The sequence below is a fragment of the Weissella sagaensis genome, from assembly GCF_010306265.1.
Taxonomy (GTDB): domain Bacteria; phylum Bacillota; class Bacilli; order Lactobacillales; family Lactobacillaceae; genus Weissella; species Weissella sagaensis.
Genome location: NZ_BLKA01000002.1, coordinates 1 through 12,392, shown reverse-complemented (window position 1 = coordinate 12,392; position 12,392 = coordinate 1). Strand labels below are relative to the sequence as shown.

Annotated in this window: 10 protein-coding genes; all 10 read right to left on the bottom strand. The window is 35.2% G+C overall.

Annotation, left to right across the window (positions count from 1 at the left end; translation table 11 throughout):
* Positions 1 to 58 precede the first annotated feature (58 nt).
* Entirely contained in the window at positions 59 to 403 is a 345-nt protein-coding gene (locus G7Y65_RS02730) for a YlbF family regulator (protein ID WP_042494292.1), read from the bottom strand.
* Positions 404 to 459: 56 nt separating this feature from the next.
* A complete protein-coding gene (locus G7Y65_RS02725; protein ID WP_052348455.1) occupies positions 460 to 2,655 on the bottom strand; it encodes a transglycosylase domain-containing protein in 2,196 nt (731 codons plus the stop codon).
* Between the two features lies 1 nt (position 2,656).
* A complete protein-coding gene (locus G7Y65_RS02720; protein ID WP_165314535.1) occupies positions 2,657 to 3,124 on the bottom strand; it encodes an arginine repressor in 468 nt (155 codons plus the stop codon).
* 148 nt (positions 3,125 to 3,272) lie between these two features.
* Positions 3,273 to 4,958 carry an arginine--tRNA ligase gene (gene argS / locus G7Y65_RS02715; protein ID WP_165314534.1) on the bottom strand — a complete coding sequence of 562 codons (1,686 nt, stop codon included), beginning with the start codon at positions 4,956 to 4,958 and terminating at the stop codon, positions 3,273 to 3,275.
* On the bottom strand, positions 4,958 to 5,266 hold the full coding sequence (locus G7Y65_RS02710) for a hypothetical protein (protein WP_042494287.1): 309 nt from the start codon (positions 5,264 to 5,266) through the stop codon (positions 4,958 to 4,960). The genes argS and G7Y65_RS02710 overlap by 1 nt, the downstream gene beginning before the upstream one ends.
* 111 nt (positions 5,267 to 5,377) lie before the next feature.
* Positions 5,378 to 6,904, bottom strand: a complete 1,527-nt coding sequence (locus G7Y65_RS02705; protein WP_165314533.1) for a UDP-N-acetylmuramoyl-L-alanyl-D-glutamate--2,6-diaminopimelate ligase — start codon at positions 6,902 to 6,904, stop codon at positions 5,378 to 5,380.
* 18 nt (positions 6,905 to 6,922) lie between these two features.
* On the bottom strand, positions 6,923 to 7,534 hold the full coding sequence (locus G7Y65_RS02700) for a non-canonical purine NTP pyrophosphatase (protein ID WP_240006069.1): 612 nt from the start codon (positions 7,532 to 7,534) through the stop codon (positions 6,923 to 6,925).
* Between the two features lie 2 nt (positions 7,535 to 7,536).
* Positions 7,537 to 8,832: a bifunctional folylpolyglutamate synthase/dihydrofolate synthase gene (locus G7Y65_RS02695; RefSeq protein ID WP_165314532.1), complete on the bottom strand. Its 1,296-nt coding sequence runs from the start codon at positions 8,830 to 8,832 to the stop codon at positions 7,537 to 7,539.
* 109 nt (positions 8,833 to 8,941) lie between these two features.
* Entirely contained in the window at positions 8,942 to 10,093 is a 1,152-nt protein-coding gene (locus G7Y65_RS02690; RefSeq protein WP_165314531.1) for an AraC family transcriptional regulator, read from the bottom strand.
* A 521-nt stretch (positions 10,094 to 10,614) separates the two neighbouring features.
* A partial coding sequence (locus G7Y65_RS02685) for a DUF1542 domain-containing protein (RefSeq protein WP_165314530.1) occupies positions 10,615 to 12,392 on the bottom strand: 1,778 nt, incomplete at its 5' end.

Sequence of the window (12,392 nt, the reverse complement as noted above, 5' to 3'; positions counted from 1 at the left end):
CAAAAAAAAGAGTGAGACAACATTGTCCCACTCATTAGTAAAACTAAGAATTTTATACTTAGTTTTGACCATACAATTCTGCAATTGGCTTTGTAATAATATTGTTAATTTCCATCAACAATTGGTTCAATCCTTTTTCAGCTGCAAGCATTTGCTTTAATGAATCAAATTTTTCCATTTCATTTGCAATTTCTTGCCATTCTGTAACTTGACTTTCATCAGGTTCTGTACCAGCTTGAACTGCTTGGTTAATTTGTCCTTGTGCATGTTGGAAACGTGAAAAGACTTCTTTTGCTTCAGGTTCCCCATCAACTGCAGCAATTGCGTCACGAAGCGTCTTGTATTGTGCTGTTTCTCGTAAATCATCAGCAACGGCATTGACATTATCGTAAATATTTATCATAAGTATCCTTTTCCCATCTTTTGTAATATATTCATTATCTCATAATTACTATTTTTTTAAAACTCTGGTAATAATGATTGAATACCTGACCAAGCCTTTTGAGCACCATCTTTAACGTTATTCCAAGTTGATGAGGCACCTTGTTTAATTTCATCACCAATACCATTAATGTTATCTTTAAAACCATTTTGAGAAGTAGACTCATTATCTTGAGTTGCAGCCATTTTGCTGCGCACACTTTTTGTTTTAAACTTTGTTTGTTCTGTATTAGGAATTACTTGCTCAAGTGTTGTTTTCATTAACGGCCCTGAGGTTTGTGACAAATATGCGGAAATCGTATGACTGGCATCTGTCTCATCATACCCTGACCAAGTTGTTACGACGACATCTGGTGTATAAGCAATTGCCCACGAATCAGTCGCATTGTCACTGGTTGAATCTGTTCCTGAAACTTCAGTCGTTCCTGTCTTACCAGCCACATCATAACCAGCTGGATCAGCACTAGCACCAGTACCATGGGTATAAACCCCTAACATCATCGATGTCATTTCATTAGCAACTTTTCTTGACCATAGACGCGTATGCTTTTGCTTTGCTTGCACAATCGTTTTGCCGGAAGCATCAACAATTTTAGTAATAAAATGACTCTTACTCATTTGACCATCGTTTGCAAAACTAGTGTAGGCCTGCGTCATCTCAAGTGGTGTCACACCCTTCTTCAAACCACCAATTGCCAAAGCTAAGTTTTTATCAGATTTTGTCAACGGCAATCCGGCTTTTTTAGCAGCATCATAACCTACTGATACACCCATTTGATCAAGTAACCAAACTGCTGGTATATTGTATGAATTTTCTAATGCTTGGTACATTGGAATTTTATCACTAGTATAATCACCATAGTTAGATGGTGAATAACCATTTGTACCAAAACTCATCGTACTATTCTTTAAATCAGAATCATATGAAAAACCACGTGATAATGATGGTCCATAGTCAACAATTGGTTTAATTGTTGATCCTGGTGAACGGCGTGATTGTGTTGCACGGTTAAATCCTCTAAAGACATGTTCACCCCGACCACCAATAATTGCGCGAACACCACCTGTTTTAGCATCCATTACAATCGATGCTGCTTGGGAACCATCCCCAATTGGATTTAAATTAGGATTTTCATAATCAGCTTGTAGGTTTGCTTGATCATCTTGATTTAGTGTCGTATAAATCTTATAACCATTATTTAAAATATCTTGTTCTTTTAAATGATAAGTATTGATTGCTTCATTAATAACTGAATCAAAGTAATAAGGATAGTTATAATTTGAATTGTCTACCTCATGGTCCACTGCATTAACTGGTAAATCTGCATTATAATCAGCTTGTGCTTGCGTCAAATACTTGGTTGCAACCAAGTTTTGCAGCACTTGATCACGACGATTTTTGGCAGCATCTTGATACGTTAACGGATCATAGCCATTTGGCGATTGTAACATACCAATCAACATCGCTCCCTGTGAAACTGATAGGTCAGCAGCATCAACACCAAAATATTTTTTAGAAGCATCTTGAATACCCCACACACCGTGACCAAAGTAAGCATTATTTAAATACATCGCCAAAATTTCATGTTTTGAATATTCCTTTTCAACTTCAATTGATAAGAATAGTTCGCGCGCTTTACGAATAATGGTTTGGTCTTGACTCAAATACGCATTTTTTACTAATTGCTGCGTTAAAGTTGAACCACCAACTGACACATGACTACCGCGAATGCGATACCAGATTGTTGTCAATACACCACGGGTCATGCCTTTAATTGAAAAACCATGTTCACGATAAAAATGACGATCTTCAGTTGCAATAACCGCATTCACTGCATGAGGAGAAATATCACGAAACTTAACATAAGTCCCTTTTTGACCAGATAAACTACCTGCTTTGTTACCAGCATTATCATAAATTTCCGTTGTTGATTGTAATTGTTTTTTTAAATCAGTAACATCTGTTGTCTTCGCCTCAAATGTTCCCAAAACACTCACAACGAGAAAGAGTGTTAAAAATAAAGTAATCAACCAACGATTAACTTGAAATCGATGCCAAAAAGGACCAAATGTCCGACTAATCCATGCATAAAATGGTTGGCAAAAACGTTTATGCCATCGAATAAATGGTGCAAAAAAATGTTTTAACCACTCAGTAACTGGGGCTGTTTTTTGTTGCCACCATTCTTTTAATCTTTTTAAAATATCTTTCATATTATTGCATCCACTTATTAAATTGTCCCGCAATATCAATTGCAACACTAGCTGAGGTGGTTGTCACATAAATCGTATTATGTCCGGCTAACGTGCCCACAACTTCTGAAATATCAGCATCATCAATCATTGCGGCCAATCGATTACCATTGCCTTGCGTTGTTTTCACGACAATCATAAATTCAATTGGTACAACGGAACTAGCCATATCAGCAAATCCTTGTGTTATTTTATTGCCTTCATGTGCATACATTGTCATTTGATCAGGCATAACTTGATAACGTGATTGCCCCTTGGCATCTGGTTGTCGCACAATCCGTAACTCTTTAATGTCACGAGACACAGTTGCTTGCGTTACTGCAATTCCTGCCTCCTGTAAGCGATGCAAAATCTCTTCTTGAGAATCAATCACGTCATGCGCCAAAATTTCAAGAATCATCATTTGGCGTTCTTGTTTTTTTAAAGCCATGTTTCATTCCTCTTTACAATTTAGTTCCTACCACGAAAGTAGTTTCACCTGCTTTATTTTAACATATTCGACTATTTAGCTTAAATTTTACTATATATACTAAAAAAAGGGCCTAGACAATATTGTCTCAGCCCAAGTCAAATCAATTTTACATCTCTTTTGGTGCTTTAACACCTAATAAGCGTAGTGATTCTGTCAAAATATATGATACTGCTGATACTAATGCCAAACGTGCATTTAGTTGATCATCCTCAACTAAAATCTTCGAATTAGCATAGTACTTGTTAAACGTACGTGATAAGTTTAGTGCATACTTTGCAATAACTGATGGTTCGCGATCACGCCAAGCGCGACGAACAATATCACCAAAGTTTGCAACTAATTTTTCAGTTTCCCAAACATTATCATCGTTAATAACTAAGTTAGTCAAATCTAATTCTGGATTACCAGCCTTGCGCAAAATTGATTGGGCACGTGCATTGGTATATTGCACATATGGACCAGTATCGCCTTCGAAACGAACTACTTCCTCAAGCTTAAAGTCAAAATCACCCAAACGTTCGTTCATCAAGTCATGGAATACTACCGCTCCAGTTCCAACCTCATGGGCAACTTCTTCTTTATTTGCTAATTCTGGATTCTTTTCGTTAATTTGTGCCGTAGCTAACTTAACTGAATCTGCCAAAACATCCTTCAACAAGATGATTCGTCCTGATCGTGTTGATAGTTTCTTGCCATCAACAGTAATCATACCAAATGGAATATGTTCAATGTCATCAGACCAATCATAATCCATTTTCTTCAAAACAGCCTTCATTTGCTTAAAGTGTTCACGCTGCTCACCACCCACAACGTATAATGACTTCACAAAATTATAATTATTCTTACGGAAAATTGCAGCCGCCAAATCACGAGTCATGTACAATGTTGCACCATCAGTACGTTGAATCATGGCAACATTTAAGTCTTCATCACTCAAATCAACAACTTGTGCACCCTGAGACTCAACCAATAGGTTCTTGTCCTTAAGTGTTTGAATAACTGCATCCATCTTGTCGTTGTAAAAAGCTTCACCATTAAATGAATCAAAATCAATATCTAAGTCATCGTATAATTCCATAAATTCTTTCAATGATTCTTCACGGAACCATGACCATAATTGATGCGCTTCTTCATCACCATCTTCAAGTTTCTTAAACCAAGCACGACCTTCATCATTTAATTCAGGTTGTGTTTCAGCCTCTTTGTGGAAACGAACATAGTATTTTACTAATGTATTAATTGGATCAGCCTTCACTTCTTCTTCAGATCCCCAACGCTTGTAAGCAGACATTAGTTTTCCAAATTGTGTTCCCCAATCACCTAAGTGGTTAATTTTGATTGGTTGATAACCATTTGCCTTAGAAATTTCTGCTAATGAATTTCCAATAACGGTTGAACGTAAGTGGCCCATTGACATTGGCTTAGCAATATTAGGTGATGACATATCAATTGTAATATGACCAGCTTCACCATCTGTATTATGACCATATTCAGTATTACGTAATACGTCAGCTAGAGTCTCAGCCCCAAATTGGGCTTGATCCAAGAAAAAGTTAACATAAGGACCAACAGCCTTCACATCTTTAAAGCTCTCAGTATCAATATCAGACACAATGTCATTAGCAATTTGTTGTGGTGCCATTCGGCGTGACTTTGCTAATAAAAATGCGGGGAAAGCATAGTCACCCATGCTAGCATCCTTAGGTACTTCAATTTTTGAAAGAATTGTCGCATCATCCAATTCAGGAACAACTGCAGCAATTTTTTGTGCAATGTGACTCTTGTAATCCATTATGCTTTGTCTCCTTTAGCATCATTCTTATCTGCATCTTCATCCTCTTCTTTTTCAGGACGCGGTGCAGGATTATCAGTTTTTACCAAAATTTTTGTATCTGACATACGCAAAACAGCACGATGATTATATTCATTAACTGTTGCATCATCCTCAGGATTATTTTCAGTAATCACTACTAATAATGAATGCTCATAAATTTTTTCAACAATTCCTTTAAAGTCATGTTCAAAATTTGCGAATTTTTTTCCGGCAACTAAATCGCCTAAATCAAATTCTGATGTATTTTCTACTGGATCTTTAGCCATGCTACTATCCCCTTTACTTTAACAACTGAGGTCATTTTTTATTTCATTAACAATTTAATTAGTCATTTTTATGACAATTCTATAAATTATAACAAATTTTACATCTAAAAACTAGAACTCTAACTCAGAATCTATTCTTTGTGCAACAGCCCAATCATTTTCATATGATGTATCAACCCCATTAACCTTTTGATATTCGTCTAACCCTTTAGCAGCTAAAACGACTACATCGGCCGGTCCAGCGTTTTTTATTGCCTCTGTAATAGCAACTGTCCGATCTAATTCTCGATAAATTGTCACATCTGGATTCGTAATGGCTGTTTGAATTTCATCAGCAATTTTATCAGGATCTTCATATTGTGGGTCATCACTGGTTAGATAAACAATATCTGCTCCTTCACTAACAGCTTTACCAATGCCTGGGCGACGTGATACCCCTTTATTTCCTGGTGCACCTACAACAACTGTTAATTTATTGACAGATTCATTTTGACGAACAAACTGCAATAATGCTGCAATTGACGCATAATTATGGGCATAGTCAACATAAACGGTTCCGTGTGACTTTGTATTTAATACTTGCATGCGGCCAGGTACTTTGACAATTTTTAGTCCTTCGACCATTGCTGGTGCATCAGCGCCAACTAAACGCGTTGCAATCATTGCAGCTAATGCATTACTTTGATTGAAATCACCCGGCATATCAAGTGTATATTCCCCATTAATATGTAGATGTTGCGCTTGTTGACCAACTTCACGCACATTAAAGACGCTACCATGTAAGTTTGTATCGGTTGCTTCGAAATAGGCATCAGCCTTTGGTGAGTCAGCATCTTCTTTTCCATATAGCCAAATACCATCACGTGGAACATTTAATGCCGCATGTTCAATTAAGGTACCAAAATAGTCACTGTCAGCATTCAATACAATTTGTTCGGAATGATCAAATAACATCATTTTATGAGCTAAATAATCTGCAAATGTTGGATGCTCGTTTTCACCAATATGATCAGGACTAATATTTAAAAAGATACCCACATTATAACGTAATCCATAGACACGACGCATCTTAAAGGCTTGTGAAGACACTTCCATTACCATATGAGTCATACCGTTATCAACGGCTTCGCGCATCCAACGGAATAAATCAAGTGATTCTGGTGTTGTTAGATGGGCACGATAATGAAACTTCGGCTCATTCCCCGTAATAACTTGTAATGTTGATGATAAAGCCACTTTATCATTTGTGTAAGCACGTAAAATTTCATATGCCATATAAGCTGTTGATGTCTTGCCTTTAGTCCCTGTAATCCCAATTAATGCTAAATCATTTTGTGGATAGCCATAATAAGCCATTGCCACAATACTCATTGCTGCGGGCACATCATCACTTATCCAAGTTGGTAAGTCGGTCGTCCCTTTAAAATTTTGCGGTGCAACAATTGCTATAGCCCCATCCTTAATCGCAGCATCTAAATATTCAGGTTTAAAATTACCTTTAATGAATAATAGCGTGCCGGGCACAACTTCTTTTGAATTATAGGCTAAATGTTTTATTTCACCATCAAATTCAGGTGCTGATATTAATAAATCTTGATCAGCTAATAACGTTGTAATGTTATCTGCAGTGAGTGTCATGCCATTTAGTCCTCTTCTTTACTTTCTTTTTTTTAATTCGCCAGCTTGTTGCAGTTGGTTTTTCATTTCTATTGCAGCACGGCCCCGATGCGCATATTTTACACGCTCAGGCATATCAATTTCTGCAAGTGTCTGTCCATTTTCAGTCTCTAGTAGCTCATCTAATCCATTGCGATTACCACGTGGTTTTGTTACTAGTTTTACACCACCTTTACCTTGTGACGTATAGACCTTATTTTGAGGTGAAATCACCACAAAATGTGCTAATAAGTACGCATCTCTTGCAGCGGCTGCGGGCATCTGTGCCAACACATACTGATTAATTTCATCATCACTATGTAATTGATGGGCTTTAAATTCACGCATTGTTGTCACACCAAAATGATCAGGGATAGCAGCAATAAACAATGCTGAATCATCGGCTAAAACATATTCATTTGGTAACAATTGATGAACTGTTTGGGCCTTCACTAATGCATTTTTAGCCATATCATCTGTTGTTTCTGGTGGGAATACAATTTGATCAATTACTTGTCGATAATTAACTCCCTCTATTCCTAATACCGCTAGATAATTAATCATTTCATTGGTTTTATGCGTATTATTTGAAGCAATAATGAAACGTGCCATGATTAAATACCTTCCTTTTCAATCGCACGTAAGGTATAAACTGATCCAGTTACCACGATAAGTGCTTTAGATGACTCCCGAACTTGACGTGCTAGTGAAATAGCTGCAGTTGAATCATCCGCAATCTCTACATCCACATCACTAGTTAAAACAATTTTAGCAGCTAATTCGTCAGCTGACATAGCATTTTTCGAATCCGGTGTCACTGCTATAATTGTCGAAACATATGGTAACAATTCATCTAACATTTCTGCTGTATTCTTACCTTTAACCAACCCTAGAATAACAGTTGGTTTAAATGGTAGATGCCAAGAACGAATTGTAGCAACTAAGCTTGTAATACCATGTGGGTTATGTGCCGCATCATACAAAATATTATGTTTACTATCAAACTCCATCCGTCCTGTGATTTTAACATGAGCTAACGCTTCTGCAACTGCGATATCAGATAACGCAATACGCTTATTTTTTAGAATGGTTACAATTTGTAAAACTGTACTCAAATTATTAGCCTGATATGCGCCTGTTAACGACAACTTTAGCCCTTCTAGTTGATCAGCATTTAATACAAGTCCTTCAGGAGAAGAACGTACTAATGTAATCTTTGGTTTGTCATACGGATTCCAAATAGCTTCTACTTGATTTGCCTTATCACGTAATATTTTAAACACGTTAATATCTTGACCAGGATAATTAACTATCAAACTACCTGGTTTAATCGCACCTGCAACGTTTTCAGCGATTTTCAAAAGATTATGCCCCAAAAAATCTGAGTGATCATCAGAAATTTTTGTAATTGCAACAACTAGTGGTGAATCGATAACATTAGTTGCGTCACCAGTTCCCCCTACACCAGCCTCTAAAACAGCAAATTGCACCTCTTGTTTTGCAAAATGGCACAGAGCAATCAATGTCCACATTTCAAATTTAGTCAATGTCTTTTCATCACCACCATGGTTTTTAATTTCAACCATAATTCGTTTGTAGTGATACATCACTTCTTTTTCGCTAATCATTTGACCATTAATAGTCACCACTTCACAATCTGTTAAAATTGCGGGCGTTGAAAAGTGACCCACACGATAACCAGCTGTCATCAAAATTTTGCTAATCATCACACCCGTTGATCCTTTACCATTTGAACCAACAATATGAATAACAGACAGGCGTCGTTCAGGATGCCCAATCCACGATAAAATTTCTTTTAACATGCCTACACGACTATGTTTACTAGGTGATAATTGCCAATCATCACCTAAATTCGATTCAAGTTGTCGATACGTTTCAACCGTCCCCATCAGTTTATCCGGTCCTTTTTTAATATACTTTCCTAACAAATAATTTTATCATAAGAAAACCTCGAAAGTTACAGTAACTTTCGAGGGATATTTCAAAAATACAAATTTTCTATTTAAGTACGCTATTTAACGTGTTTTCCTCTTCTAAACAGTCCTGTTTTTCTGATATTGAAATTTGTTGTCGATATTCTTTGGGCGTCATACCTAACAATGATTTGAATACTTTAACAAAATGACTCGTTGTTTTAAAACTTAGGTTGTTTGCAATATATTTTACGTTGAAATTAGTTGTCGATATCATTTTTTTAGCAACTTCAACTTTTTGATTTAACACGTATTGTTTAATTGTTATATCATATTTTTCTTTGAATTTCTTATTTAAATATCTTTCTGAATAACCAAAATAATCACTCAATTCCTTCAAGGTCAATTTTGACTTAATATTTTCTTGAATATAAATATCAATTCGTTCAGCCAAAGAAAGATTATGAGTGGCAAAATATCTTTTCATCTCATTAAAATAATACAAAGTAATATTCTCTAACCAAAGATTGAACGAAATCTCAACTTCTTGCGTTTCAATTTTCGCAAGTATCCTATTAAAAATATAATAGGCATTTTCAGCAGGAAAATTATGCCGAATAGCAGCTTCATTTAGTATTGATACATAACCAATTAAAGAATCTTTTTGACCACGTAAGTAGTTTTTCTCGCCAAATACGTTACCGTATTTTTTCATTCGTAATTCTGTTTTTAAATAATAAATTAATTTTTCTTCATCTTGATCATTGAATGCATCTATTAACTTAACAAAATTATCATGCATTTGCTTTTCTTGAATTGCATTAAATTTTAATGGGTTATCTTCTGAAATTATTGCATCTTCTAAATAAAATGAATACATTGACCAATCAGGCGCTATTTCATCTTTTAATAATTGATAAGCAAATTGTAAAACTGGTTTTACTTGTGGCGTAAGTGTAAACAATGCTAAATTTCTGCTTGAATACAGTGGCGCAGATAATTCTGGCTGCATCACAAGATATTCCTGATTGCCAAAACTAATAACTAAATAAAAACTATTCGCATCTCGTACCAAATTGTATGATTTATCTACACATACATCCAAAACATTATAAATACACCGTGATGAGCGGTTAATTAGATTCCCTTGTATTTTTTTATGTGTATTTTTTTGATAATAATCAATATTCATTTCTAATAATTGACCTAGAAGCTCTACATTACCTAATTTATCCATAACAATATGCCTACTCTTCTTTATTAATTCATTTATATTGCTAAAATTATTAACATAACAATAGTAAGTATTTCACTTATTAAGGAATCAAATTTATGATTTTTAAAATTCTAACTAGACTATTTTATAATTTTATACCATTTTCAGAAAAGTTAACTTTTGTACTATTTAAGCCATAAATGTAATTACTCTACATTAATTAAACATTAAAGAACTTTAAATGACATTTTAGTATATTACACTTTATGTTTATACATTAACTTAAATAAGCATTTTCAATTATATAATCATTTCATTTTTTATATATTATTAGAAATAATATCCCGTCAAAATTATAATTGTTGCAGTTGCTCAATGACTAAGAAATTCATTTATTAGTCCTGATGTTCATATAATAAAAGAGTTGAGAATCTCACACATTCGTCAGATTCTCAACTCTTTTTTCACAAGTATTTTGCAGTGCCTTTATAAAAATATAAGGTATACCCATTTATTTTTAATCAACAATTACTTTTATACGCCTACTCTGATTTATTCTTATTTTTTCTTAAAATTCCTCCTAATGAAAGCATAACCATTAATCCTAATAACTCTTCCAAAAGACTATTGAAATTGGTTTTATCATTAAAGTACACATTTGTATTTGGTAAGTTCAAAGTCTTATTATCTTTACTATTACCATCATTAATTTGATTGTATGCACTATTATTAAGTACTAACTTATTAACCATGTCATTACTATTTTTAGTAGAATCTTCATAATTTATTACACATTGCTCATCATTTACTTGACTAAATTCAGAATTCAACAAATCTAACATAGCAATAATTTTGTTAATACCGTCATTCATATTTTTCACAACTTGTTCAATAGTTACACCATTATTAATGTTATTACGCACATCATTATATATCTTATTAACAATATTAATTAATGATGATTGCTTATTAATATTTAACACAGAATCTTTAATTTTATTAATGACACTTGTTTTCACATCATTAATTTTAGCAATAGCTTTATTTTTAGTAGCTTGTAATTTAGCAGCATCACTGATATTATTAATAGCCATTTCACCATTTTGTTCAGCAATAACAACTTTTTGAGCAGAAATTGCATTAATAATAGTGTTATTAGAATTAGCAACTATCTGTAATATTTCATTGATAAAGCTTTGCTTTTCTTTATCTGTTAAATTTGAATTTTGCTTAATCACTTTAATAGCAGCCTGAGCTATTTGATTAAGTTTATTCTTAGCAGCCTCTTGTTCTGCTTTTAAAGTTTCACTCTCTTCAGTAACAGTGTCTGCAATGTTACTAATTGCATTAACGCCATTCATCGTATCTTGGTTAACTTGCACAATCGTTGTGCCTGCCGTTACCTGATCAACGGCTGTATCATATGCTTCATTGACAGCATTAATCAATGCAGTTTGTCGATCTGTACTCAAACCTGATTGCTTAATTTGTGCAATTGTTGCGTCCTTCGCTTCATCTAGCTTTGCGATCCCATCATTTTTGGCTGCTTGTAACTTAGCCGCATCACTCACGGCACTAATATTTACTGCGCCTGCATCCTCAGCTGTCGTAACATCCGCAGCGTTCGTTGCTTGATTGATAGCATTCTTCGCATCTGTTGCTGCATTAGTGATTTGCGCTTTGTACGCATCCTTTTGTCCAGCTGTCAGACTCGTGTTGTTCTCAATCGTAGCGATTGCGTTTGTTGCTGCGGTATCAACCACAGAAACAGCATCGTTTTTGGCTGCTTGTAACTTAGCCGTATCACTCACAGCACTAATATTTGCTGTACCTGCATCCTCAGCTGTCGTAACATCGGCAACGCTCATTGCTTGATTGATGTCATTCTTCGCATCTGTTGCTGCATTAGTGATTTGCTCTTTGTATGCATCCTTTTGTGCAGTCGTCAAACTCGTATTATCCTCAATTGCATCAATTGCGTTTGTGGCAGCAGTATCAATTGCATTCATAGCATCATTTTTAGCTGCTTGTAATTTAGCATCATCACTCACGGTTGCAATATTATCTTTACCAGTTTGTGTTGCTTCAGTTGCTTCGTCTGGACTTGTCGCTTGTGCAATTTGATCCTGCGCCGTATTCGCAGCTTCATCAACGGCTGCCATTAAATCACCTTTTTCATCCGCTGTCAGACTCGCATTATTATTAATGTCGTTCTTGGCAGCTTCCGCTGCTGCATTAATGGCATTTTGCGCTGTCTCTTGTGCGGCTTGTAAGGCTTCACTTTCTTCAGTAACTGTGCCTGCAATACTATTAATGGCAT

Bases quoted from the DNA above. Each gene is read 5' to 3' on its own strand.
- G7Y65_RS02705 (WP_165314533.1), bottom strand. From the start codon at position 6,904: ATGACACTCACTGCAGATAACATTACAACGTTATTAGCTGATCAAGAT.
- G7Y65_RS02700 (WP_240006069.1), bottom strand. From the start codon at position 7,534: ATGGCACGTTTCATTATTGCTTCAAATAATACGCATAAAACCAATGAA.
- G7Y65_RS02695 (WP_165314532.1), bottom strand. From the start codon at position 8,832: ATGGGGACGGTTGAAACGTATCGACAACTTGAATCGAATTTAGGTGAT.
- argS (WP_165314534.1), bottom strand. From the start codon at position 4,958: ATGGATTACAAGAGTCACATTGCACAAAAAATTGCTGCAGTTGTTCCT.
- G7Y65_RS02725 (WP_052348455.1), bottom strand. From the start codon at position 2,655: ATGAAAGATATTTTAAAAAGATTAAAAGAATGGTGGCAACAAAAAACA.
- G7Y65_RS02710 (WP_042494287.1), bottom strand. From the start codon at position 5,266: ATGGCTAAAGATCCAGTAGAAAATACATCAGAATTTGATTTAGGCGAT.
- G7Y65_RS02730 (WP_042494292.1), bottom strand. From the start codon at position 403: ATGATAAATATTTACGATAATGTCAATGCCGTTGCTGATGATTTACGA.
- G7Y65_RS02720 (WP_165314535.1), bottom strand. From the start codon at position 3,124: ATGGCTTTAAAAAAACAAGAACGCCAAATGATGATTCTTGAAATTTTG.
- G7Y65_RS02690 (WP_165314531.1), bottom strand. From the start codon at position 10,093: ATGGATAAATTAGGTAATGTAGAGCTTCTAGGTCAATTATTAGAAATG.